The sequence below is a fragment of the Roseibium polysiphoniae genome (assembly GCF_014842925.1).
GTDB classification, from domain to species: Bacteria; Pseudomonadota; Alphaproteobacteria; order Rhizobiales; family Stappiaceae; genus Roseibium; species Roseibium polysiphoniae.
In genome coordinates, this window is sequence record NZ_JACYXJ010000004.1 from 84405 (window position 1) to 109242 (window position 24838).

At 57.0% G+C, this 24838-nt stretch carries 25 protein-coding genes; 17 read left to right on the plus strand and 8 right to left on the minus strand.

Annotated features, from left to right (window positions below; translation table 11 throughout):
- The first annotated feature begins 352 nt into the window (after positions 1-352).
- Complete coding sequence (locus tag IG617_RS10615) at positions 353-1156, plus strand: putative metalloprotease CJM1_0395 family protein (protein WP_209008412.1); 804 nt, start codon at positions 353-355, stop codon at positions 1154-1156.
- Between the two features lie 113 nt (positions 1157-1269).
- Positions 1270-2409: an MFS transporter gene (locus IG617_RS10620; RefSeq protein WP_192109224.1), complete on the plus strand. Its 1140-nt coding sequence runs from the start codon at positions 1270-1272 to the stop codon at positions 2407-2409.
- Between the two features lie 45 nt (positions 2410-2454).
- Here IG617_RS10620 and IG617_RS10625 read toward each other — a convergent pair whose 3' ends face one another.
- The gene (locus tag IG617_RS10625) at positions 2455-3798 is read right to left on the minus strand and encodes an 8-oxoguanine deaminase (RefSeq protein ID WP_192109225.1); all 1344 of its coding nucleotides are present in this window, start codon (positions 3796-3798) and stop codon (positions 2455-2457) included.
- A gap of 239 nt (positions 3799-4037) precedes the next feature.
- The gene (locus tag IG617_RS10630) at positions 4038-4424 is read right to left on the minus strand and encodes a RidA family protein (protein WP_192109621.1); all 387 of its coding nucleotides are present in this window, start codon (positions 4422-4424) and stop codon (positions 4038-4040) included.
- 368 nt (positions 4425-4792) lie between these two features.
- On the opposite strand from IG617_RS10630, the gene IG617_RS10635 reads away from it, so the two are divergent.
- The 8 genes from IG617_RS10635 (at position 4793) to IG617_RS10670 (ending at position 12233) form a co-directional block, all read left to right on the plus strand.
- Positions 4793-5803, plus strand: a complete 1011-nt coding sequence (locus IG617_RS10635; RefSeq protein WP_192109226.1) for an ABC transporter substrate-binding protein — start codon at positions 4793-4795, stop codon at positions 5801-5803.
- A 59-nt stretch (positions 5804-5862) separates the two neighbouring features.
- On the plus strand, positions 5863-6678 hold the full coding sequence (locus tag IG617_RS10640) for an ABC transporter ATP-binding protein (protein WP_192109227.1): 816 nt from the start codon (positions 5863-5865) through the stop codon (positions 6676-6678).
- Between the two features lie 36 nt (positions 6679-6714).
- Positions 6715-7596, plus strand: a complete 882-nt coding sequence (locus tag IG617_RS10645) for an ABC transporter permease (protein WP_192109228.1) — start codon at positions 6715-6717, stop codon at positions 7594-7596.
- 1 nt (position 7597) lies between these two features.
- The gene (locus IG617_RS10650) at positions 7598-8926 is read left to right on the plus strand and encodes a cytosine deaminase (RefSeq protein ID WP_192109229.1); all 1329 of its coding nucleotides are present in this window, start codon (positions 7598-7600) and stop codon (positions 8924-8926) included.
- Positions 8926-10332, plus strand: coding sequence for an FAD-binding oxidoreductase (locus IG617_RS10655; protein WP_192109622.1), 1407 nt, complete (start codon positions 8926-8928; stop codon positions 10330-10332). The genes IG617_RS10650 and IG617_RS10655 overlap by 1 nt, the downstream gene beginning before the upstream one ends.
- A gap of 99 nt (positions 10333-10431) precedes the next feature.
- Positions 10432-11013: an NAD(P)H-dependent oxidoreductase gene (locus IG617_RS10660; protein ID WP_192109230.1), complete on the plus strand. Its 582-nt coding sequence runs from the start codon at positions 10432-10434 to the stop codon at positions 11011-11013.
- On the plus strand, positions 11013-11600 hold the full coding sequence (locus IG617_RS10665; protein ID WP_192109231.1) for an NAD(P)H-dependent oxidoreductase: 588 nt from the start codon (positions 11013-11015) through the stop codon (positions 11598-11600). The genes IG617_RS10660 and IG617_RS10665 overlap by 1 nt, the downstream gene beginning before the upstream one ends.
- 117 nt (positions 11601-11717) lie before the next feature.
- Positions 11718-12233: a MarR family winged helix-turn-helix transcriptional regulator gene (locus IG617_RS10670; protein WP_192109232.1), complete on the plus strand. Its 516-nt coding sequence runs from the start codon at positions 11718-11720 to the stop codon at positions 12231-12233.
- Positions 12234-12301: 68 nt separating this feature from the next.
- On the opposite strand, the gene IG617_RS10675 is transcribed toward IG617_RS10670, so the two are convergent.
- Positions 12302-12754: a methylated-DNA--[protein]-cysteine S-methyltransferase gene (locus tag IG617_RS10675; RefSeq protein WP_192109233.1), complete on the minus strand. Its 453-nt coding sequence runs from the start codon at positions 12752-12754 to the stop codon at positions 12302-12304.
- A 157-nt stretch (positions 12755-12911) separates the two neighbouring features.
- Between IG617_RS10675 and IG617_RS10680 the strand changes: the two genes are divergently transcribed.
- The 4 genes from IG617_RS10680 (at position 12912) to IG617_RS10695 (ending at position 16443) form a co-directional block, all read left to right on the plus strand.
- A complete protein-coding gene (locus IG617_RS10680) occupies positions 12912-13847 on the plus strand; it encodes a DMT family transporter (protein WP_192109234.1) in 936 nt (311 codons plus the stop codon).
- Between the two features lie 121 nt (positions 13848-13968).
- Positions 13969-14613 (plus strand): L,D-transpeptidase family protein, encoded by a 645-nt coding sequence (locus tag IG617_RS10685; RefSeq protein ID WP_192109235.1) that lies wholly within the window; start codon positions 13969-13971, stop codon positions 14611-14613.
- A gap of 236 nt (positions 14614-14849) precedes the next feature.
- Positions 14850-15215: an OmpA family protein gene (locus IG617_RS10690; RefSeq protein WP_254170518.1), complete on the plus strand. Its 366-nt coding sequence runs from the start codon at positions 14850-14852 to the stop codon at positions 15213-15215.
- Positions 15216-15297: 82 nt separating this feature from the next.
- A complete protein-coding gene (locus IG617_RS10695) occupies positions 15298-16443 on the plus strand; it encodes a LacI family DNA-binding transcriptional regulator (RefSeq protein ID WP_192109236.1) in 1146 nt (381 codons plus the stop codon).
- Between the two features lie 18 nt (positions 16444-16461).
- Here the strand turns inward: IG617_RS10695 and IG617_RS10700 are convergent, their stop codons facing one another.
- From IG617_RS10700 to IG617_RS10720, 5 genes are all read right to left on the minus strand, one after another.
- A complete protein-coding gene (locus tag IG617_RS10700) occupies positions 16462-18669 on the minus strand; it encodes a diguanylate cyclase (protein WP_209008413.1) in 2208 nt (735 codons plus the stop codon).
- A gap of 135 nt (positions 18670-18804) precedes the next feature.
- The gene (locus IG617_RS10705) at positions 18805-19671 is read right to left on the minus strand and encodes an isocitrate lyase/PEP mutase family protein (RefSeq protein ID WP_192109237.1); all 867 of its coding nucleotides are present in this window, start codon (positions 19669-19671) and stop codon (positions 18805-18807) included.
- A gap of 9 nt (positions 19672-19680) precedes the next feature.
- Positions 19681-20955 (minus strand): TRAP transporter large permease, encoded by a 1275-nt coding sequence (locus IG617_RS10710; RefSeq protein ID WP_192109238.1) that lies wholly within the window; start codon positions 20953-20955, stop codon positions 19681-19683.
- The gene (locus tag IG617_RS10715) at positions 20952-21512 is read right to left on the minus strand and encodes a TRAP transporter small permease (protein WP_209008414.1); all 561 of its coding nucleotides are present in this window, start codon (positions 21510-21512) and stop codon (positions 20952-20954) included. Before IG617_RS10715 ends, IG617_RS10710 begins: the two co-directional genes overlap by 4 nt.
- A gap of 11 nt (positions 21513-21523) precedes the next feature.
- Positions 21524-22528: a TRAP transporter substrate-binding protein gene (locus tag IG617_RS10720; RefSeq protein WP_192109239.1), complete on the minus strand. Its 1005-nt coding sequence runs from the start codon at positions 22526-22528 to the stop codon at positions 21524-21526.
- A 265-nt stretch (positions 22529-22793) separates the two neighbouring features.
- Here IG617_RS10720 and IG617_RS10725 point away from each other — a divergent pair, with 265 nt between their 5' ends.
- The 3 genes from IG617_RS10725 (at position 22794) to IG617_RS10735 (ending at position 24818) form a co-directional block, all read left to right on the plus strand.
- Complete coding sequence (locus IG617_RS10725) at positions 22794-23756, plus strand: 2-hydroxyacid dehydrogenase (RefSeq protein WP_192109240.1); 963 nt, start codon at positions 22794-22796, stop codon at positions 23754-23756.
- Positions 23757-23888: 132 nt separating this feature from the next.
- On the plus strand, positions 23889-24200 hold the full coding sequence (locus IG617_RS10730; RefSeq protein ID WP_192109241.1) for a hypothetical protein: 312 nt from the start codon (positions 23889-23891) through the stop codon (positions 24198-24200).
- A 51-nt stretch (positions 24201-24251) separates the two neighbouring features.
- Complete coding sequence (locus IG617_RS10735) at positions 24252-24818, plus strand: hypothetical protein (protein WP_192109242.1); 567 nt, start codon at positions 24252-24254, stop codon at positions 24816-24818.
- The last annotated feature ends 20 nt before the right edge of the window (positions 24819-24838 follow it).

A 24838-nucleotide genomic window follows, 5' to 3' on the forward strand; every position in this document is an offset into this window, starting at 1 on the left:
CGTTTCTCTTCAAATCTGCGTGTGAATTGACACTTGCTAACGTTTCTTAATGTTTCTGAAAGACGCGAGGGCAACGCTTACCCTCATGCTCAGCGTCAATTCGACATTTCCAGCCCAAACCGGTCTGAGAGGAACCGGTGCGGTGCGCGGCCAGGATGAAAACCAGGAGAGGCAACAGGCTTCTCAGGTGGTTCAGGAGGAGGCGCGTTCTTCTGTTGGCCGGTCGCAGGCGGCGGCTCGAGCTGGTGCTGTTTCTCCCTTGAGTCCCGAAGCTGTCCTTGCGCTGCAGTTGGTCGATGATACGCAAAGTGACGATAAACAAGGTCGCGGGCCGCAGGATTCTGCTCAGCGCTTGGCAAGTCCATCTGAGGGAACGGAAGGCACCGCTGGCGATCCTGCCGACGTAGATGCCGGTTCGGTATCCGATCAGGAAAACGCAGAAGGAGCTTCTGGCGCCGTACAAAATGCAGGTGCTTCGCCCGGCGTTGCCCAGTCTTCCTCCATCGGAGAAACGGAAGAAGATCCGGACGGGGATGGATTGACCGAGGCGGAAGAAAAGCAGGTCGAAGAGCTGAAGCAGCGGGACCGTGAGGTTCGTGCGCATGAACAAGCGCATGCGCGTGTCGGGGGACCTTATGCCGGGGCTCCAACCTATACCTTCCAACAGGGGCCAGATGGCGGTCGCTATGCCATTGGCGGTGAGGTCCAGATCGACACTTCTGTCGAAAGAACGGCCGAGGCGACTATCCGAAAGATGCAAATCGTCATTCGTGCGGCGACTGCGCCGGCGGAGCCTTCATCGCAGGATCTCAAGGTTGCTCAGCAGGCCCGCTCGCAGTTGGCAGCCGCACAGGCGGAAGCAAGAGCCGAGGCGGCGGAAGAGCTTTCCGGTGACGATGAAGCTTCCGGGCCAGGCAATCAGGATGCCGCAAGCACTGATGCCGCGCAGCCGGCGGCGCTGAGCGGCGGTGAGCAAGCTGATACTGGGGCCGGGCGCGATGGTTCCGATCAGCAAGGCGAAGCGGATGATGAGCGCAGTGCTGATGCGCGTAAAGATGCTGAAAGAGCATCACGTCTTTATCAGGCCGCCAGCGACAGTCTTTTCGGCCTGGCTGGCAATTCCTCGAGCGGTGTAGGGCTCGCTGCGATCGCTTAGGCTGGCGGCGTATTAAACTCGAGGTAAGCTGCTTGCCAGGTTGTTTGATTGAAGCGTAGTGTGGCCGCGCCTCGTCGAACAGGCGTTTCGCGCTCCTTCCTTATGAGATTTTCATGCATATCAAACGTGCCCGGCACGCCGTCGGGATGGTCTTTCTGTTGCTGGGAACCCTTATTGGCGTCTGGGCGACGCGCATCCCCGACTTCAAGCTGATGCTTGACGTCGACGAGAGCGGATTTGGCCTGGTTCTTCTGGCCATGGCTCTCGGCGCTGTGCTTGGTTTTCCGATTGCCGGCTATCTGATTGATCGGTTCGGCGCTGCCTCAATGTCGAAGGTCTTCGCAGTCGGCATTCTGATCGGCTTCGCGATCTTGCCATTTGGCACATCTGTGGCGGTGATTTTGCCGCTGATGCTGGTGGTCGGATTTTGCATCGGGACACTGGATGTTGCGATGAATGGCTGGGGCGCTGAAGTCGAAAAGGAATTGGGCCGGCCAGTGATGTCGTCCTATCACGGGCTTTACAGTCTGGGAGCGGGATTTGGCGCGGGAGCAGGAGCGCTTGCGCTCTGGTATGACCTGGATCTTCTGCCACACTTTGCCGGTTGGTCGCTTCTGATGGCGATCCCACTTGTGTTCGCACTAAGGACGCCCTGGGCGTCAGAGAAGACAGGGCCGGGCGGAAAAAGACCTCCATTTGTCGCGATTCCGAAGGGTGGCTTGTTTTTCGTCGGGATCATGGCCCTGATCGCAGCGCTGGGCGAGGGGGCCATTACGGATTGGGCCGCGCTCTATCAGATCCAGGAGCTTGGCTTTGACAGCTCCGAGGCCGCGGTCGGATTTGCCGTGTTCTCGGTTGCCATGGTGATCATGAGATTTTGCGGCGACCAGGTGATTGCGCGCTTTGGGGCCGTTCCAGTTGCGCGCGCCAGCGGCATTGCAGCAGCGCTGGGCTGCGCGCTCTTGGTCTGGGGTGAAAGCATCTGGATGATCTGGGCGGGCTGTGCTGTCATGGGCCTAGGAAATGCGGTCATCTTTCCGCTGGCGATGTCGCGAGCCGCTGCTGATCCGACTATGTCCAAAGGGGCGGCACTGGCGTCCGTTGCAACGCTCGGCTACGGAGCGTTCCTGTTCGGGCCGCCCATACTGGGCTTCATTGGTGACGCGTTTTCGCTGAGAGCGTCTTTTGCGCTGGTTGCCATACTGGCGCTTTTGATCGCAGGTCTTGCAGGCGCATTGAAGGTTCGATCCTGAAGCCTGTTCTGCGCCGCACTGTTCAGAGCGCGGCGCGAGTGACAATCAGAGGCTTTCGAGAAACCGCTTTGCGGCAGAGCCATGTTCGTGGCGAAGTTCCGCGATGTCGATGCTTGTTGGGATGCAGTCAACGACGGTCCAGTTACCACCAATCATGACACGGTCAGCGGTATGCGCACCGCAGAGAACGAGCGCGGCGAGCGGATCACCTGCGCCTGAGAACCGAAGTTCATCCAAAGTGTAGAAGGCCATATCGGCCATCATGCCAAGCTTGATGGCGCCGATATCTTCGCGTCCCAGGCATCGCGCCGAGCCTTCGGTGGCCCAGCGGAACGCGTCGAAGTGCGTCACAGAAGCTGCGTCATAGGTCAGGCGATTGATCATGAGGGCGTGGCGGACGCTTTCGATCAAATTGGAATTGTCATTGGACGCAGAGCCATCCACGCCAAGGCCTACAGGGCAGCCGGCAGCTTCAAGCTCCTTGGTCCGGCACTGACCGGAGGCAAGGACCATGTTCGACGTTGGGCAGTGGCATACACCAACGCAGGCATGGCCCAGACGCTTGATCTCGTCGTCGTTGAAGTGAATGCCATGGGCGAGCCAGACACGCTCGTTCAGCCAGCCGCACTCCTCAAGATAGTCGACGGGCCGGCAATTGAACTTCTCGAGACAATAATCGTCTTCGTCGATGGTCTCGCCCAGATGGGTATGAAGACGACAATCGTATTTCTCGGCGAGGGTCACGCTTTCCTGCATCAGGCGTTTGGTGACCGTGAAAGGCGCACATGGAGCAAGGGCAACCTGTAGCTTCGCCCCCTTGGAGGTGTCGTGGTATTTGGAAAGGACCCTTTCGCAGTCCGCCAGGATCGTGTCTTCGTCCTGAACAACCGTGTCAGGTGGCAGTCCGCCGTCCTTCTGGCTTAGGTTCATGGAGCCGCGGGTGAGGGTCATGCGAAGGCCGACGCGCTCAGCTTCCTCAGCCTGGATATCCATGGCGGATTCCAGCCCGTCAGGAAAGAGATAGTGATGATCCGATGCGGCCGTGCAACCGGACATCATGAGCTCCGTCAGTGCGAGGCGCGTGCCAAGGCGGAAGTTCTCGGGCGTAACGTTCTTGGCCCAGATTGGGTAGAGCGAATGTAGCCAGGGAAAGAGTTCCTTGTTGATCGCGTCCGGGTGAGCTCGGGTCAACGTTTGAAAGAAATGATGATGCGTGTTCACCAGACCTGGTGTGATGACATGCCGGGAAGCGTCGAAGGTCTGGTCAACGGGCAGCATCGGCTCTTTGCCTGTGCCGATCAATTCAACGATGACGCCGTCTTCGATGACAATGCCGCGCTCGGCGCCTTCGGCTAGGATTGAAATGGGGTCTTTGATCCACAAACGCATGGGACTGGTCCTTGTTGTCGGACCTGTCGGCTTTGATAGCAGCCAGAAATAACCGGCTTGCCCGAGTTCCGCACAGGAGTGGTTTTGGCAGAGATCAGCGCAGCAAATGCGCAGCTTCGGCCATTAAAGGCGGGGGCATTTTTTAAGGCGTTTGGCCTCAGGTGCAAGCGCTGGATGTGTAAAAAAAATGCCCCAGCCCGGAAGATCGGTCACTCAGACCGAATGGCGAATTAGTTTCGTCAGGGCTTCGCCGCTATGACTTCAACTTCGACGACGAACTCTTCGCGGGCGAAGCCCGAGACGATCATCAAAGTCGATGCTGGTGGTGGGTCTGCGGTGAATTCATCCCGTGTCTTCATGTAGCCAGGGAGATGCTCACGACCGGTGACATAGGCGTTGATACGGACCAGATCGGAGAGGTCCATCTCTGCCTCTGCGAGGATCGCCGAGATGTTCTCAAAGCACAAACGCGTCTGACTTTCGACATCTGCCGGGATGTTGTCGTCGCTTGAGATTCCGAGTTGGCCAGAAGCGAAGATGATGCGATGGTTGGCGGGCACTTCAACGCCGTGGCTATAACGAGCGAATGGTCTTCGAATTGTTTCAGGTGTCAGCGGTTTGGGCATGGATGTGACCTTGGTGTCATGTGTTTGCGCTCGAAAACTGCCCTGCTCTGCATTCAGGAGCAAGTCGGTGTCTGATGAAGCTGATGGCAATTTCCGCCAGCATGTGCACAATAAAAGTGCAGCGACGTTTGAGGGCTTCCAAAGGCGTCGTCGTCGTAGATGGGTGTGTTAAATGAACATGGCAGAATCTTGCGGTGGAAGGGCCTTGTTGCACTGATCGTGCGGTGATTGGCACAGGCCTTGCTATTTAAACATTGCATGATTGCCTGATCCGCTCTCAGGGCCTGAGGAGGCACAGCGGCAGAGCACAACGTTGGCGCGTGCAAAGCACCGCGCCGGCTTAGAGCGATTAGGAGACGGAAGACAACATGCGTATTCTCAAGTCCTTTGGCGTGGCTTTTGCCGCCCTGTCAGTTTCAACCAGCGCCTTTGCGCTCGAGAAAGTTTCTTTCGGCACCAACTGGGTCGCCCAGGCCGAGCACGGCGGCTACTACCAGGCTGTTGCCGATGGCACCTATGAAGCTTGTGGTCTCGAAGTCGAGATCAAGCCGGGTGGGCCTCAAGCAAACAACCGTATTCTGCTTCCTGTCGGAAAGATCGACTTCCTCATGGGCGGCAACATGCTGCAGGCGTTTTCCGCTGTCGAGCAAGGCATTCCGACAACAGTGGTTGCCGCACATTTCCAGAAGGAACCGCAGGTTCTTCTGACGCATCCGGACGCTGGGCATGATACCTGGGAGAGCTTGAAAGACATCAATCTGCTGATCGGCAAGGGCGGTTTGAACTCCTACTATCAGTGGATGATTGCCGAGTTTGGTTTTTCGGCAGATCAGGTTCGTCCCTACACTTATAATTCCGCGCCTTTCCTTGCTGACAAGGACCTAGGCCAGCAGGGTTATATTACGTCAGAGCCCTTCGCGATTGAAAAAGAGGGTGGCTTCAAGCCGAACATCTTCCTGATCGCTGACTATGGCTATGACAGCTATGGTACGACCGTTGAGACGCGCACCGACCTGATCGAGAACAAGCCGGAAGTGGTGAAGTGCTTCGTTGAAGGTTCCGCGATAGGCTGGGTTAATTTCCTTTATGGGGATAACGCCGCGGCTCTTGAGTTGATCAAGAAAGACAACCCTGGCATGTCTGATGAGCAGCTCGCGTTTTCAATCGAGAAAATGAAGGAATACGGCATCGTCGATTCTGGTGACAGCCTCACCATGGGAATTGGTGCGATGACCGACGAGCGCAACAAATCGTTCTTTGACAAGATGGTTGCAGCTGGTGTTGTGAGCGCCGATGTTGATGTCAGCAAGGCCTACACGCTGGCATTTGTGAACGCAGGCGTTGGCGTCGATCTCAAAAAGAAGCTGACCGGTAACTGATCGCAGGAAACCCGGACAGTGATTATTTCAGGCGCGAGCCTTGGCTGTGAGGCGTACGCATGACAGCCAAGGTATCGGAGTCGGGGCAGGGCGCTAGGGCGTCCTCTCCCGCCATCGTTTCTCTCAACCAGATCTCCAAGACCTTTTCCAACGGCACCATTGCCCTGCGGGAAATGTCACTGGATATCCGACAGGGTGAATTCATTACATTGCTGGGCCCCTCGGGGTGCGGGAAGTCGACGGTGCTCAGGATATTGACCAGTCTGACCAGCCCGACAACCGGGCGGGTTGAGTGGCCGATGGAGCAGAGCGGCCAAGACGAGCACGAAATGAGCTTCGTCTTCCAGGAGCCGACCTTGATGCCCTGGGCGACCGTGTTCGGCAACGTCTGGCTTCCGCTTCGGTTGAAGGGCATTTCCAAGAAGCTGGCCCATGATCGTGTCATGGAAGCACTCGAAATGGTGGGGCTCGCCGGTTTTTCGGAAAGCTATCCGCGTGAGCTTTCGGGTGGCATGAAAATGCGTGTCTCCATCGCGCGGGCGCTGGTGACCAAGCCAAAGGTCCTTCTGATGGATGAGCCTTTCGCGGCGTTGGACGAGATCACTCGCTTCAAGCTGAACAACGACATCCTGCATCTTTGGGAAACCTTCGGCTGGACCGTTGTCTTTGTCACCCACTCGGTATTCGAGTCTGTGTATCTGTCCAACCGGATCGTGGTTATGGCCGCTCGGCCAGGACGTGTGGTCAACGACATGACCCTTGATGCACCCTATCCTCGCGGCGATGAATTCCGGACGTCTGCGGAATACGGAGACTATTGCCGGACCGTGTCCGATGCGCTCCATGCCGCCATGGATGCCAACGACCACCTGTAATCAGTTCCCGCAGGTGGGAATGGAAAGATCGAAGCAATGACTGTTCTAACTGAACATGCTGTCGCTGTGCCCGAGCATTCCGGGCAGGCCGTGCCGCTCGACCCGTTGGAGGTCTCCAAAGCGCGCGCAGCGAAAATCGAACGCCAGGGCCGCTGGATACTTCCGGTCGTGATCCTTCTGATCTCCATCGTTCTTTGGGATCGGATTTGCGTCTGGAACGAGATACCGCACTATATTCTGCCACGACCGATCCTGGTCTATGAGGCGTTGATCGCCGACTGGCCTATCCTTTCGATTGCGCTTTTGAACACGCTCAAGATTACGCTTGGCGCGATGCTCATCGCCACATTTGGTGGGCTGGCGCTCGCGGTGCTTTTCACGCAATCCAAGTGGATCGAGATCTCCTTCTTCCCCTTTGCCGTGATCCTGCAGGTGACGCCAATCATCGCAATCGCGCCGTTGATCTTCATCTATGTGGATTCCGTTGAGGCCGGTCTTTTGATCTGTGCCTGGATCGTCGCGTTCTTTCCCGTCCTGTCGAACACGACGCTGGGCCTGAATTCGGCGGATCATAACCTGCGCAACCTTTTCCAGATGTATGGGGCGACGCGCTGGCAAACGCTCCGCTACCTGCGGCTTCCAGCGGCGATGCCTTACTTTCTGGGTGGACTGCGTATTGCTGGTGGACTGTCGCTTATCGGCGCGATTGTCGCCGAGTTCGTCGCGGGATCGGCAGGGTCCGGTTCCGGTCTTGCGAACCAGATCCTCGAATCCAGCTATCGCTTGAACATACCGCGTATGTTTGCGGCGCTGATCCTCATCTCGGGGACCGGCATCGTGATCTTTCTGCTGATGAATTTCCTCTCGCATGTTTTTCTGCACAAGTGGCATGAGAGCGCCTTGAAGCGGGAGAACTGAGATGGCTGCCGTTTTGGGAATGGACGCGCAGGAAGATGTTCTCCTGCGCAACGCGACTTTGCCTGCCTGCTTGTTGCCGCCGGACCTGGCGGGAACTGATGCAGCGGCCTTGTTGTTACTGGATATCGGCGTTGTTGCAGGGCGCATTGCGAGTATCTCCCCCGCCGGAGAGTTGGAAGGTTCAGATGGGCGAAGCTTCGATCTTGATGGCGGCATGGTGTTGCCGACCCTGGTCGATATGCACACGCATCTGGACAAGGGGCATATCTGGCCACGACGCCCAAATCCAGATGGAACGTTTATCAGCGCCTTGAACGCCGTTGGTGAGGATCGCCTAGCTTCCTGGACGGCAAGCGATGTCCGTGCCCGCATGGAGTTCGGCCTTCGCAGCGCTTATGTCCATGGCACTTCAGTCATCCGGACACACATTGATAGTCTTCCGCCGCAGGACGAAATCTCCTGGCCGGTTTTCGTGGATCTTCGGGATGAATGGAAAGACCGGATCCTCTTGCAGGGTTCTTGCCTTTTTGGCATTGACCGCCTGATTGATCACCCGGGCTACCTGGACAGCATTGCCGACAGGGTTCGGGCCGCAGAAGGCGTGCTTGGTGCTGTCACCTATATGGTGCCGGGGCTCGATGATCATTTGGATACCATCTTTAAGGCTGCGATCGAGCGGGGGCTCTCGCTGGATTTCCATGTCGATGAGACCAAGGATCCTGACTCGCGAACCTTGAAACACATTGCCGAGGCAGCCATCCGCTCTGGATATGATCGCAAGATCGTGTGCGGTCATTGTTGTTCGCTGGCACGCCAGCAGCCCGATGAAATCGATGCAACACTTGATCTGGTCGCCAAGGCGGGCATCGGCGTGGTGTCCTTGCCTATGTGCAATATGTATCTGCAGGATCGAGAGCAGGGCAGGACTCCCCGCTGGCGGGGCGTTACGCTGTTGCATGAAATGAAGGCCAGAGGCATTCCGGTCGCCGTCGCCTCCGACAACACGCGTGATCCTTTTTATGCCTATGGTGACCTCGATTTGATCGAAGTCTATGCGCAAGCGACCCGGATCCTGCAACTTGATCATCCGATCTCTGACTGGATATCAACGGTGTCCTATGGCGCTGCCGAGATGCTGAACGTGGATGCAGGGCGTTTGACCATTGGCGCGGCAGCGGACCTGATCCTGTTCAGAGCGCGCGATTGGAGTGAATTGCTGTCACGCCCGACTGGCGCACGCGAGGTGCTGCGCAGTGGGCGGACAGTCGCCGATGCCCTGCCAGATTATCGGGAACTGGACCATTTGATGACGAAGAGCGGAGCCGCATGATGAGTACTCTTGAGACACTCAAAGCCGAGCTTGACGGCTTGCAGATTGAAGACAACCCACAGATCGTCAAACAGAAGAGCCGTGACTTTTTCTGGTACTCGCCGGTGCTAAAGCATCAGCTTGAAAACGTCTCCGCCGAGCTCGTGGTCACGCCGAAAACCGAGGACGAGATCGTTCAGGTGCTGAAGGCGTGTTACGCCCACGACGTTGCGGTCACAACGCGCGGTGCCGGCACTGGAAACTACGGCCAGGCGATGCCCCTGGCGGGCGGTGTCATCCTCAATCTCGCCGAGATGAACAAGGTCAAGGAAATTCGCCCGGGCGTCGTTGTCGCCGAGGCCGGAGCGATCATTTCCACGATCGATGACGAATGCCGGGCTCATTCAGGTCAGGAACTCCGCCTGCATCCGTCGACCTACCGAACTGCGACCATTGGTGGTTTCATCGCCGGCGGGTCCGGCGGCGTCGGGTCGATCAATTGGGGTGGCTTGCGCGATGCCGGCAACGTCATCCGGCTCCGTGTTCTGACCATGGAAGCCGAGCCCCGGGTTCTGGAGATGAAGGGCGAAGATCTGCAGAAGGTCATGCACGCCTATGGCACGAATGGCGTGATCACCGAGGTCGAGATGCCATTGACGGCGTCTTATGATTGGGTGGACGTGCTCGTCGGATTCGACGCGTTTATGGACAGTGTTCATTTCGCAGATGCGCTTGGAAACCAGGATGGTCTGCTGCTGAAGGAGATCGCGCCGATTGCAGCGCCGGTTCCGCATGACTATTTCCTGCGGCACCAAAAGTTCATACGAAAGGATCAGTCCGTCGTTGTCTGTATGGTCGCGCCGTTCGCGATGGATGCTTTTGCGGCCTTTGTCGGGCGCAATAGTGAGGCTTCTATTCTTTATCGCTCGGACACCGCCGATGAAGGTGTCAAGAAGGGGTTGCCGCCCGCCTATGAATTGGCGTGGAACCACACCACCCTGCGCGGTCTGCGCGTCGACCCGAATGTGACCTACCTTCAGGTTCTGTATCCCTATCCGAACCAGGTGGAAAAAGTTCGGACAATGGTCGAGCTGCTTGGTGATGAGGTGCCGGCGCATCTCGAGTATGTTCGGTTCGATGGCAAAGTGACCTGCTTCGGCCTGCCGATCGTCCGTTACAGCAGTGAAGACCGGCTGAACGAGATCATCAAGCTTCACGAGGACAACGGGTGCCCGATCTTTAACCCGCATCGATACACCCTCGAAGAGGGCGGGATGAAGCAGACGGATGCTGTCCAGCTTGCCTTCAAGAAAGAGGCTGATCCAAAGGGCCTGCTCAACCCGGGCAAGATGATTGCGTGGGAGGATCCCTCCTACGACTATTCGTCTGAAAAGCTCTTTCTTTTTCCCGGCTTGCAGACCGGATAGCAGAGCGCCTTCTTTTTCGGCGAGGTTTGGCCGCCCTGCTCTCGCGCGGGCCGTCCCTTTGCCATGTCCAGATTTTGATTCAAGGGTTTGAGGTTTTCCATGCGGGTTCTGGTGTTATTCGCGCATCCGGTCGAAACTAGCTTTGGCGCAGCTCTCCATCAACAAGTGCTTAGCTCGCTTCGGGACGCAGGGCATGAGGTTGATGATCTCGATCTCTACGGCGATGATTTCGACCCGCGTCTGACGCGCGAGGAACGGCTCGGCTATCATGAGCTCGATACCAATACGAGTTCGGTTGCCGATTATGTTGAGCGATTGCAGAAGGCCGAGGCGCTGGTGATCGTGACGCCGGTTTGGAACTTTGGTTATCCGGCAATCCTCAAAGGATTTTTTGATCGGGTGTTCCTGCCTGGCGTGTCGTTCGAGATGAAAGATGGCAAGGTTGCGCCATGTTTGCACAACATCAAGAAGCTGGCGGTGGTCACCACCTATGGCGGCTCGAGGTTGAGGGCTTTTCTGGTCGGCGACCCGCCGCGCAAGATTGCGACGCGGGTTCTTCGTGCGACCATCAAGCCGGCAGCGCCCATTTCCTATCATGCTCTTTATGACATGAACCGTCGGACGCAGGCTGAGCGTGAAGCGTTCCTGGCTCTGGTGGCAGCCAAAATGGAGGCATTTTGATGCGCGCGCTCGTCGTCTATTGTCATCCTTGCCCCGAGAGCTTCAACGGCTCAGTGCTCGCAACAACTGTCGAGACCTTGAAATCAGCGGGACATGAAGTGAGGGTCAGCGACCTCTATGCAGAAGGGTTCGACCCGGTGATGAGCGCTGAGGAACGACGCGGTTATCACACTCCAGAGAGCAACGTGACGCCGGTGGCAAAACACGTCGATGACATTCGCTGGTGCGAAATGATTGTGTTTGTCTACCCGACCTGGTGGTTTGGCCTGCCCGCGATGCTGAAGGGGTGGTTTGACCGGGTCTGGGTGCCGCATGTGACCTTCGAGATGCCGACGGCGGAACAGGGCATGAAACCGAAGATGCAACACATTGGGCGTATCGCGATCGTGACCACTTGCGGTGCGACCTGGTGGATCTCCAAGCTGATTGGTGAACCCGGGCGCAAGACGATCCTGCGCGGTATGCGCGCCCTGTGCGCTCCGCGTTGCAAGACGCTCTATCTGGCGCATTACAAGATGGATTCATCTACCGAGCAGACACGATCCAATTACCTGGCTAAAATTCGCCAACGCTTGGCGGCATTTTGATTTTTCATGCTCGAGTATCCAGTGTCATTTGACGGTTAAATATCGAGGTTAGGGTCCGATCGAATCCGGGGGCGTTGGCCGCCGATTGTCATTCGAAAGACAAACGGAAACCTGACGATGGCATTTAACTACAAGAAGAGCGTGACTTTTCGCTTGGTTCAAGCAGCAAAGGCTCAGCGGGCGAGATCCGGCAGCCACCTGATGCGCATTGGGTTGCATCCAGGTCAGGAGCTGGTGCTAAAGGTTCTTGCAGACAGCGATGGCCGGACCATGAGCCAGCTTGCGTTGGCTCTTGGCGTTCAGCCTCCGACGGTTACGAAGATGGTGACCCGCCTGTCCGCACAGGGCTATGTTCGCCGACAGGTTTCCGACACGGATGGACGGCTCGCTCGCGTTTACCTCACAGATGAGGGCAGGGGTCTCGTGGACAATGTCGACCGAGCCTGGAAGCGTCTTGAACGTGAGGCAATGTCTGGTCTCGATGACAAGGATCGCAAGAAGCTTAGGAAGCTCCTGCGGCAGATCGAGAAGAACCTTTCCCTGTCTTTGGACAACGACCCAGAGCATGAAAGTGAGCCGGAAACGGACACGGACAACGAACCGGAAACCAAGCCAAAGTTGGCTGCTGTCTGAGGTTCCGGGAAAGTGTAAGGCCTATGCCTTCCTTGACGCATTCGCGCTGAGCAGATGCCCTACCCATTTCAGAGGAGGAAGGGGTATCCGCCTTCGAGTTTCAAAAGCGCGATCTTTGTGTCCAACCCGCCAGAACCCGAATACCCGCCCAAGCCTGTGGCCGACAGAACCCGGTGGCAAGGTATGATCAGGGGTATTGGGTTTGCGCCGCAGGCCTGTCCGACGGGTTGGCCATAAGTGTCGAGCTCCTTGGCGATCTCGCCGTAGGTGCGTGTTTGGCCAAATGGAATGTCGAGCATTGCCTGAAAGACCGCTTGATGAAGGTCGCCTCCCTTTGGATTGAGCGGAAGGTCAAAGCGGTCAAGCTTCCGGTCAAAGTAGGCTATGAGCTGCGTCCTGGTTTCTTCCAAGAGAGGTGTTGTTTCGTCCGGCCGCTGACCCCAGTCGAGCCTTGTGAGATGCCCGTCCTGCTCAGTCACATAGATCCAACCAACCGGGGTTGGTAAAGAAGCGGTGGGCATCGTCGGGTCCAATGCGTGTTTGTGGGCGGGCGTCACTTCGAGCGGAGAGCCGTACCGTTCGACGTTGATGCGACCTTTCCACGAAGAGTATCTCGCGATAGCATTCAAAAGTTGTGTGGCAGTTTTTCGCCGCACCGATCGTGGAAGTCATCCTTACATGTCCGGTCAGAAAAAGATCAAGGTTCCCGGTGGCTCCGCCACTGGGCCGGTGGAGACAGCCGCTTCGCCGGCCTCTCAGGCGTCCCTTGCCGCAATAGGCCTGATCCTGTTGGCTTGCCTTTGTTTTTCCGGGCTTGATGCGACGGCGAAATACCTCAGCCAGTCCCTTCCGCCGCTTCAGATCGTGTGGATGCGCTTTGTTGTTCACGTTGTCCTAGCGCTCATCATATTCCAGGCTTGCAAGACACCAAGCCTGTTCAAGACTAAGCGTCTATTGCTGCAGATCGTTCGCGCCTTTTGCCTGCTTGCCACAACCACAGGCAATTTTTTGGCGGTTCAGCATCTTCAGCTAGCCGAGACAATGTCGATCATGTTTGCGGCGCCCTTTGTTGTAACTGCGCTTGCCGGACCGATGTTGGGTGAGTGGGCAGGCATAAGGCGCTGGGCGGCCATCCTCGTCGGTTTCATTGGTGTTCTTATCGTGACGCAGCCGGGCAGCGGGGAAATGCACTGGGCCGCCATCTATGCGGTCGCGGCTCTTTTCTTCTATGCGCTTTATGCGCTGTTGACCCGCAAACTGGCGGCAACGGATTCTTCGGCCAGCATGCTGCTGATTTCCGCGGCCGTCGCCGCGATTGCAATGACACCGGCTGGCTTTTCAGTCTGGGTTACACCATCCAATTGGTTCGACTGGGGCTTGCTGCTGTCCACCGGCGTCTATGGTTGCGTGGGACATTTGATTTTCATTCAGGCGCATCGACTTGCGCCGGCGCCCGTTCTTGCGCCGTTCATCTATGTTCAGATCGTCTGGATGGTGACCCTCGGCTATTTCGTCTTCAATGATGTTCCGACGGTCAGCACGATTATCGGGGCCTCCATTGTTGTGGCGTCGGGCCTCTATATTCTCTACCGAGAACAATTAAAGGCGTCCTGATGTAATGAGTGCTCGTGCGGCAGTTGACGCTCGCCCTGCAATTCAGGCTTAATGCATCCGGGCTTGAGGGGCGTAGATTTCCGAAAGTCTTGATCGTTGACTTGCAATGCGGGAGGCAGCAATGTCCTTGACGCGACGAGATTTTCTTGCTGGCAGTGCCGTGATGAGCGCGTCCATGCTGGTAAGCAGTCCAGCTTTTTCGAATGCTGCGGCGAATGCATATTTTGACGGCTACCGTGACGACAATGGTTTTCGGTACCGTTCGACCAACTTTAACAAGATCGACCCTGTCTGGCACCGTCAGATGGTCAAGTATTTCAGTCCCGAGTCTCCGGGAACAGTCGTAGTCGATACGCGCAATCATTTTCTCTATGTCGTTTGGGAGAACAACACGGCATTGCGCTATGGCGTTGGCGTCGGCCGTGAAGGTTTTCAGTGGTTTGGGCGGGCGAGGATAGATCGAAAGGCCCTGTGGCCCAGATGGGTTCCGCCGCCTGAAATGCTTCAGCGGCAACCAGAGCTTCCGCGCCGTGTGGAAGGAGGAGCTGCCAACAATCCACTCGGGCCACGTGCGCTGTACCTCTACCGAGACGGCGGCGACCTTGGGTATCGACTGCATGGAACTCTCGAGCCCTGGAGCATTGGGCGAGATGTTTCCAGTGGCTGCGTTCGTATGTTCCCGGAAGACGTCATCGATCTTTATCAACGATGCCCGAAAGGAACAAAGGTGCTTGTTTTGGAGCATCTCGGCGCCAACGCGGGCTGATTAAAATCTAATACAAGACTATTTGGCAGGCGGTCATCTTGAGCCGCCTGCCTTTTTGCAAGGGGGCGAATTTGACGGGCTTTAGAATTTTTCGGTGGAGCGGGCTTTTCGTGATGCTGATTGCAGGGGGACTGCTTTCCGGATGTAACAGTGCGAGCAATCTTGCCACTCCAGACGTCACGAACGCGACCGCGGCCGGTTTTGTTGACATGAAACCAGGCTCGGAAGAGGAATTCATGCTGAACGTAGGTCGGAGGGTTTACTTCGACCAAGGCTCATCAACGATTTCCGATGAGGCCCAGATGACGATTGTGCGTCAGGCGGATTGGCTCAAGGCCAATAAAAAGTGGCTCGTCAAAATTCAAGGACATGCGGACGATCCGGGCAGTGAAGCGGCCAACAAGACACTTTCGACCAAGCGTGCCGATGCGGTCCTGAATGCGCTCGTCGCCAAGGGCGTGGATCGCAAACGGCTTTGGACGAAAGGCTATGGCATAGAGCGTCCCGTAACCGATTGCGATGATATAACCTGCAAGTCCCAGAACCGGCGCGTGGTCGTGAACCTGCGTGAAGAGTTTGACGATTCTGCACCTGGGCGCTAAGCGAGACGTGTGGGTCGGCAGGTCGCTGAGGGCGTGACCGACCCAACCATTTTGGCGCGATGCGCAGGCTTGAGACGAATGCATGACGGACGACACCGGTTCTGACAAATCGACCTCCGACAAGGAGGCAGCCGAGGTGGGCCACGATGCGGTTGGGCCGGATGCATCACCCGCTGAGTTCCACAAGCCGGGCAAGAGGCTGACACTCGGACACATTGCCGATCAGCTTGGCATTTCAACTGCGACCGTATCTCTTGCGCTGCGCGACAGCCCGCTCGTTGCTGAAGACACGCGCGCGAAGGTCAAAAAGACCGCGGAAGAGATCGGCTACATCTATAACCGCTCGGCTGCTTCCTTGCGCACAGCGCGCAGTCAGATAGTCGGAGTCGCTGTTCACGACATCCTTAATCCCTATTTCGCTGAGGTGTTCACGGCCCTAGAGGACGTGCTCGAAGAGCAGGGGCAGATGATTTTTATCTGCAACCACAGGGACGATGTGAAACGCCAACGTGCGTTCATCAACACGCTGCTGCAGCACCGGGCCGATGGGCTGATCCTGTGTCCCTCCGTCGGCACGACCGCCGAAGAAATCAATCGGCTTGTTGGCCAAGGAGTTCCCGTGACCTTGATGTGCCGTGAGGTACCTGGGGTCTGGGCGCCCTGCGTTCATGGAGATGATGTCGCCGGTGCCTATGCAGTGACCAAGCATCTCATCGACCAGGGGCACGAGAAGATCGGCATGATCGGCGGAAGGAGAGAAAGCTCTACCGGTCGCGACCGACATGCGGGCTGGCTCAGGGCGTTAGAGGAATCGGACCTTGACCCAGAAAAACAGGTCGATGTACCTGAGCTGATGACGCAGGCGGATGGGCGGCGTGTTGCACCTCAGATCGTGGCGTCGGCAGACCGGCCGTCTGCCCTGATGTGCTTCAACGATCTGGTTGCGCTAGGAATGATGCCGGTCTTCCGGCGCATGGATGTGGAGCCTGGGCCGGACATGGCGATCACCGGCTATGATGACATCGATGGCGCGGCGAGCAGGACGCCGGCTTTGACCACGGTCTGCAATCATGCTGACAAGATCGGTCGGCTCGCCGCCCTGACGCTCTTGCGTCAGGTCGCCGGTGAGCGGGTGCCCAACAAACCGATCCTGATTGAACCTGACCTGCGTATCCGGGAAAGCTCGCCACCCAAAGGTATCAGGCTGGGGCCGCGGCTGGTCGAGTGATGCTGGCAGCCGCCGAACTCAATCGCTGCTGGAAAACGCGACGTTAGACCCGGCTTCCCTGATCATGTCGTCCTGGTAAGCGCAGCAGCTGTTCCGTCCATTGTTTTTTGCCTGATAGAGCGCGACGTCAGCGCGTTGTAGAAGGGTTGAAAACTCGACGTCATCGTTTGAAATGGTCGCAATTCCCATGCTGCAGGTGACCCCGTCCGCGACGCCAGGTAACTTGCAATCAGTCGTGACAGTCTCGCGGATCCGCTCAGCAACCATCAGCGCATCCGCCGGGCCGGTTCGGTCGAGAAGGACACAAAACTCCTCTCCGCCCACTCTGCCAAAGACATCAACCGCGCGCAGTAGCTTGCCGACGACCGCCGTGAAGCGCTTCAGGACCTCGTCGCCAACGCTGTGGCCATAGGTGTCGTTGATTGACTTGAAGTGATCGATGTCGATCAGAACGGCCGAAAAAGTCTCCTGAGTGCGCCGAAAGCGCGCGACTTCTGTGTTCGCCCGCTCCAGAAACGCGCGACGGTTGAGAATGCTGGTCAGGTCGTCGACGCTGGCGATACGTTCGAGCCGAACTTTTGCTTCCATCAACTCGTCGTGATCCTGCTGCCGCGCGATTTCATTCCCGACCCAGTCTGCAAACTGTCTGATGATTTCCTTGTCAGTCTTGGTGAAAGGCCGTTGGCGCACGTCGGCACTTGTGAAATTGATCGTGCCATAGCGCTCGCCGTCCACCAGAAGCGGCACGCCAATATATGCTTCGAGCGCAAACGCCCTGTAGCAGGGGTGAAGAGCCAGTTCAGATTTTGCCGTGTGGGCGATGGCGATGGGCTGGTCCGCCTCGATCGTGTGAGAACAATAAGTATCGCCCAAGGGGAAGCTTGCGCCTGCTTCAAGCTCTCCATTGGGGCTTTGCACCCAGTTGATCGAATAGGTGTTGTCAACAATCCGGCTGATAATGCCGAACGGCAGATCGAAATGCTCGCAGCCAATTCGAAGGATCTGCTGGATCTTGGCATCGATACCCAGCTTGCGCGTTGACGTGACCGAATAGAGTTCGGCGAGCGTTCTTTCGATCTTTTTCCGATTGGTGATGTCCGTTGCGAAAATGATCAGTCCGTTTGTGCGCCCGCTGACATCCGGCTTCGGAATGTACTCGATTTGCATGTTGCGCCGGAGCCCGTCGGGGAAGATGCCCTCGACCTCCACCTTGCTGCGCTCGCCTTCCATCGCCCGGCCGTAAGGCGCTTCAAGCTGCGTTTGAAGCTCTGCGGAGAGTGATTTTCTGTAGTTTGTGCCAATGAGGTCATCGACGGTCGAGTTCAGAAATTTTGCTGCGATCTCGTTTGCGAACCTGCAATTGCCCTCTAAGTCGACCTCGGAAATCGCGCAAGAGAGACTGTCGGTGAGAATGGTTATGTTGGCGTAGGCTTCAATAAGCTCGTTCTGAGCCGTTTTGAGCTCGGTGATATCAGAGCGAATTCCGGCGGTGCCATTTGAACGCGTCTTTTTCTCTGAGATACGAAGCCATGTACCATCGCCGAGCTTTTGCTCGATCACGGCGCCATCCGCTTCCCGGTGGCGGCTCATTCTATCTTCAAGCCACTCGGCCTCCGAAAGACTGCCCGTGTCATATTGCCGATTGGCGAGCCCATGGGCGAGAATGTCCCTAAAGGAACTTCCCGGTTGCATCATGGCTGCCGATTCAGGGTAGATTTTCTTGTAGTTCTCGTTGCAGATGACGAGATGGTCGTCCTTGTCATAAAGGGCAAAGCCTTCAGAGATGGATTCAATCGCGTCTTCCAGAATTGCCGAGGCCTGTTCGGCCTTGTTTTCCAGGGCTATTCGATCGGAGATGTCACGTGCGATGAACAGGAAGCCAGCCAGACCAACCTTAGGATCGAATAGAGGCGTTGATAGAACTTCGCAGGTAACGAGGTTTTTGTTTCGTCTCTTGAAGTTTACGGCGTATTTTCTGCCTTCGCGTGTCTGCGCTATGTTGGAATTATACTCGCCGATAGCTTCATAATCTTCCAATCTCTCGTAGAGGTGTCTGCTGGTGTTTCCGATCAGTTCTTCGCGCGTGTAGCCGAAAATTTGTTCTGCTGCTCGGTTTACAAAGATAATCTTCCGGTCTGTTTGCGTAATAACGACGGCTTCGCTCATTGCCCCAAAGGTTTTTTCCAGGTCGATATGAATTCCGACCATGGATCTCATTTCAGTCATCAGGGGCGCCTTCTCGAAAGTTCCTTTGGTACTTTCGTGAAATACTAAACAGACCTGTGATGGATTGAAAACTTGTTTGTTTTCGTTTCCGGCATATCAGAACTTCAATTAATTATAGCATTGTAACAATTTACACTATCGATCCGACGTTTCGTACCGGCTAGATACCTCGTAATAATGTTCGAAGCCGATTTTCTGCCGAAGCGTTTTGAAGTCCATCAGGTGGGGAGTTCTGTCGGCATCGCTGGACAAGCTCTGAAGAACTTCGGTCATGGCCTTCATCGCTGCTGCCATGAGAGTGAGTGGATAGGCTGCGATGGAAAAGCCAATATCACGCAATTCATCGTGTGGCAGATCCGGTGTTTCTCCACCTTCAACGATGTTGGCCATCTTTGGACCGGGCAGCTCACGACACAGAAGCTGCATTTCCTCGACAGTCCTGGGGGCCTCGACAAAGAGGATGTCGGCTCCGAGTTCCTTGAATTTTCGTGCGCGGTCTATCGCTTCATTCAGGCCATGATCGTGCCGCGCATCAGTCCTTGCAAGGATCAGGATGTCGGCGCCTTCGTCGCGTGCCTCCTGAGCGGCCCGAATGCGATCGAAGGCTTCTTCCCTGGAGACGACGGCTTTGCCAGGTGTGTGGCCGCACCGCTTGGGCGCAAGCTGGTCCTCGATCATCACGGCCGCTGCGCCGGCCTTTGCAAAGCCTGAAACCGTTCGGCGGACGTTCATGGCGTTGCCATAGCCGGTGTCTCCGTCGGCAATCAGCGGAATTGAAATGGCATCGGTGATGTTCCGCGCCTGATCCAGCACCTCGCCATAGGACATCAGGCCTAGGTCGGGCTCTCCGATCCGCGATGCGGATGTCGCGAAGCCGGACATGAATGTCAGTCCAAAGCCGGCTTGCTCGATTAGCTTTGCGGAGAGGGCGTCGAAGCAGCAAGGCATGACGTGCAACTTGTCTTGGGCAAGCAGGGCACGGAGCTGGGCGGCGGGAGACATAGTGAATTCCTAGAGTTTGAACGGTATGTAAAGCGCGATGTCAGGCAGGAGATAGAGCAGAAACACACTGATCAACATAATGATCAGAAATGGCAGGACGCCCCGAGAGACATCGCCAAGACTTGCGCGCGAGACGGATTGGATGACGTAGAGGTTCAGGCCCACAGGCGGCGTTATCAGTGCGCACTCGACCAGGATGACCATGTAGACGCCGAACCAGATTGGGTCGAAACCCATCGCGAGCGCGGCAGGTAGAAGAACGGGCGTCATGATCAAGACCATGGACAAGGCCTCGAAGACGAGCCCCATGAACAGGAGCACAATCGAAACGACGATCACAAAGGCAAAGGGGCTGTCGATCGTCTGTCCAATAAACATCGAGATGTCCTGGGGAATACGGTAGAGCGTGATCGCCTTGCCGAAGACCTTTGCCCCGGCGATGATCAGCAGTATCGCCACCGTGGTTGCCATGGCCTCGAAGGCCGCGTCTCGAAAACCCTTCCAGGTCAGCGTGCGCAGGATAAGCGTCGTGATCACGAGGGCAGCCGCAAAACCAATCGCTGCTGCTTCCGTGGGTGTGGCCGCGCCGGTGTAGATTGCGCCGATCACAATGGCTGCCAGGAGCATCGAGGGTGCCGCGCGGAGTGTGGCGGCCTTGCGTTCTGTCCAGCCGGTCGCAGGTTCAGGCGTGTATCCGCCGAACCAGCGTGCATAGACCATGGAAAACATGATGAAGAAGATGACCAGCAAAATGCCTGGTCCGACACCTGCCAGAAAAAGGGCGATTACCGACTGTTCGGTGACGAAACCGTAGACGATCATCGGGATGGACGGTGGGATGAGGATCCCGAGTGTGCCTCCGGCGGCGAGAAGGCCGTAGACGAACTTGCGCTCGTACCCGCGCTGGATCATTTCCGGAATGGCGACAGTGCCAATGGTTGCAGCAGTTGCCACGGATGAGCCGGAGATGGCTGCGAAGATCGCGCATGACAGAATGGTTGCGACGGCCAATCCGCCGGGCCAATGGCCGACCCATGCGTGAACGGCGGCGAAGAGGTCCTTGCCGACGCCACCTTTCAAAAGGATGTTCGACATCAGCAGGAAGAGTGGGACGGCGAGCAGAATAAAACCGTCCAGCGTCGAGAGCACCGCCTGGGGCGCCATCAGAGGCGAGAAGCCGCCAGATACCAGCAGTGCCAGACCGAGGCCGCCAAGTGCAAAGGCGACAGGGACCCGAAGAAGCAGCAAGGCAAAGAGCGCCAGGAGGATCATCAAGGTGCTCATTCATGGGCTCCATGAGATGCGCTGGCGTCACGCCTGCCGGTTATCGCCAAATAGGCTTCAATCAACCCCTGAATGAAGAGCAGGGCAAAGCCGACCGGAACCGCGAGTTCGGAAACCCAGGTCGGCAGGTCGAGCATCGAACCAGTGGTTCGGCCGCGTTCGAAGGAATCGAAAAAGATCCCCCAGCCCTTCCAGGCAACGACGGCTGAAAATGCCGCGACTGTCAGCATGGCGAAGGCTTCGGTGAACCGCCGCTGTTGCGCAGAAAGAAGCTCGACGAGCGCATCGACCGCAATGTGCCGCCGAGCCCCCAGAAGCCAGGTCATGCCGAGCAGCGAACCCCAAATCAAGCAGAGCTGAGAAAGCTCGGCCGCCCAAATGGTTGGAGCCGTGAAGAAATGGCGCGCGACAACCTCAAAGGTCAGCATGAGCCCTGCGGCCACGAACAGGCCGGAGGCTGCCCAGGCAAGCGCTTTTGTAAGGCGTTGGAAAAAAGTCATGTGACAACGATCGCTGGAGGTCAGACCGCGGGCAAACGCATCGCCCGCGGTGGTCATTCAGTGGGAACTCAAAGGCCTTGGGCGGCTTCAAGAACCTTGCTGCCGAGGTCTCCTGCCTTGTCGCGATAGTTCGCATAGACTGATTCGGAGACGGCCTTCCAGGCCGCGATTTCGTCGGCGGTGGGCTGGTAAATCGTCATGCCATTTTCCTGCGCCGCCTCATAGGCGTTGGCTTCGATCTGGGACATGTTGTCACGAACATCCGCCTCCGCCTTGAGAGCTGCTGCCTCGATCAACGCCTTGTGCTCGTCCGGAAGTTCGTTCCAGAAATCGGTGTTTACAACGACGATGAATTCGATGTCGGCATGATTGGTGACCGTGATTGTATCCATGACCTCCCAAAGCTTGCGCGATCTGACGCCGGATACGCCTGTCATGCCGATGTCGACGGTGCCGCGCTGGTAGGCCAGGTACTGCTCAGAGCCCGAAATTAGCGTTGGCGCACCACCGGAGGCGGTTACAAAGTCGCCAAGTGTCTTGCCAAATACGCGGGCCTTTTTGCCCTTCATGTCTTCAGGCGTTTTAACCGGACCACCGTTCGAAAGCATGATCGCGCCGCCATAGGCTTGCCACCAGAGTACCGTCGAACCTGTGTCCTTGATAGCCTCATCCAGTGGGCCTCTGACCGGAGAGCCCTTGGCAACCGCAGCGCGGACCTTTTCTTCCGTATCAAAGAGGAAGGGCTGGTAGAAAATGTCGACAGCGGGAATGTCGCCGACATAGCGCGTGAGCGATGCCACGCCCATTTCGATTGCGCCAGAACCAACAGCTGCGGGAACTTCCTTGTCCTTGTAAAGCTGCGCGCTGTCATAGATTTCGACTTTGATCTCGCCGTTGGAAGTTGCTTCGACTTCTTCCTTGAACAAGCTGACATTTTGGCCGAGGTGGCTGGTGAGCGGCAACTGCAACGAAATGCGCAAAGTCGTGTCCGCCGCAAGAGCGGATGTGGACGCGATCCCGGCCATGAGTCCAGCCGCAAGGGCTGCGCCCGAGGCCCAGTTAAATGAAATCATGATTATTCCTCCCAGTTTTTATAACTGTCAGATTGACCTATGGTGAGGGGCCGGTCAACACGTTCTAGAATTTGCTGTTTTGGCCCCATACGTTGGCATTTTTCGAAAATGTGCCGTTGTGGTTGAAGGTGTTTTTCCGAATTCTGTGGAAGCAAACACGTTGATCGGGAGACGATCTTCGTCATGCTTCGATGTCTGAAAAGCATCTCCTGAAAGGCGAGATCAGCGCCCGAAATTATTCTGATACATACGATTGGGAAAGCGAATGCAGAGACCTGATATCCTGATGCCAGCCCCCTTGCGCGCGATCGTTCCTGAGGGGCTCGAGAAAATTTCGACGCTGCACAAGACCTTTGAAGCGGCCGATCCCGAGGCTGCCATCGACGCGGTTGCCGACAAGATCAGAGGTCTCGCGATCGGCGGTTTCAAGGTCGACGAGGCGCTGCTCGACCGGTTCCCCAATCTGGAAATCATTTCGAATTTTGGTGTCGGCTACGACAGCATCGACGCGGCGCTGTGTGGCCAACGCGGCATCATCGTGACCAATACGCCTGACGTCCTGAGTGATGAGGTTGCCGATACTGCCCTTGGTCTCATGATCATGACAGTGCGTGAGCTGTCCGCGGCTGAACGCTGGTTGCGCGCAGGGAATTGGAAGCCGGGCCAAAATTATCCGCTGACCAAGGCGACCTTGCAGGGCCGGACACTCGGGGTGCTCGGACTGGGGCGGATCGGAAAGGCGATTGCGACCAGAGCCGAGGCTTTCGGAATGACGGTTCACTATCACGGACGGACCAAGCAGGAGGACGTCTCCTATCCTTACCATACGACGCTCAAGGGGCTTGCGGAGGCGTGTGATACCTTGATGCTCGTTGCGCCCGGTGGTGCCTCAACGCGGCATATGGTCAATGCCGAGATCCTGGAGGCTCTCGGGCCGAACGGTATCCTGATCAATGTCGGCCGCGGAACGGTGGTTGATGAAGCGGCTCTTATCGAGGCGCTGCGCTCTGGAACGATCCTCTCGGCTGGTCTCGATGTTTTCGAGGATGAACCAAGCGTGCCCCAGGCATTGATCGAAATGGAGAACGCGGTGCTGCTGCCGCATGTGGCATCTGCCTCGGTGCATACGCGCGACGCGATGGGCCAACTGGTGGTCGACAACATGAGCAGCTGGTTCAGCTCCGGCAAGGTCCTCACGCCAGTGGCGGAGACGCCTCAGTCCTCTTGATTTGCGCGGAAGCGTCTTTGATGAGGGAGCCGGCCACATGGCCGGCTTTTCTTTTTGATCCTGGTTGATTCGGATCAACGTTGGCAGGGCTGTTCAAGGCTAGCCTGATGCAAAGATCAGGGAGCCAAAACGATGAGCGGTACTGGCAAGGCAATCGACATGGAAAAGGCACTGCTTGATCCATCGTCGGTTTTCGCATCTCCGGAAGAAGTTGCTGAGCGGGATGATTTGAGCGCCGAGCAGAGGATCGAGATCCTGCGGCGATGGTCCTACGATGCGGCGGAAGATGCGGTTGCGCTCGAGGAAGGTATGCCTGATGGCAACAGCGATCTGCAGCATCGCGTCCTTGTCGCCCTTGACCGGCTGACGGGCGGCCTTGATGTCGAAATGGTGGCATCCGGCAAGCATCATGGCTTGCGCCGTGAAGCGACCGAAAAGAAATAGCAGCCAAATCTGCGCTCAATCCAAACTGAGAAACACCCGAGGACAATGGTCATGGCAAAAAGCTCCGCCTATCAGTCAGCACGCGAAGCTGTTGGTCTCTTTCATAGCGCCGAAGAACTGCAGGCGGCAGTGGACGCATTGCTGACCCACGGTTTTGATCGTGCGGATCTCAGCGTTCTCGCCAGCGAGGATGCTATTGGCAAGGCATTCGGGGATTCGCACATTCCGGTGCGCGACCTGGAAGACCGGCCGGACGTTCCGACGATGTCGTATGTGCCGAAAGAAACGATCGGCGATGCCGAGGGGGCGGTGCTTGGCGCTTTCATCTATGTCCCAGCACTCGCCGGAGCGGCGATGGTTGTCGCATCGGGCGGTGCTCTCGCCGCAGCAATCGCGGCGGCTGCAATCGCTGGCGGTGTCGGCGCGAGCCTCGGCGCCATCGCAGCCCTGGTCATCGGCGAGACCTATGCCCTTCAGATTGAAGAGCACATCAGCGATGGCGGTTTGTTGCTCTGGGTGCGGGCGCGTGATGCCGCGCATGAAGAGCAAGCCGTTGCGCTCCTCAAGGAAAACGGCGCCGTGGATGCGCATGTCCACGACTTGCCGTCACTGTCTTGACGATTGGCAGTGCATCTGCG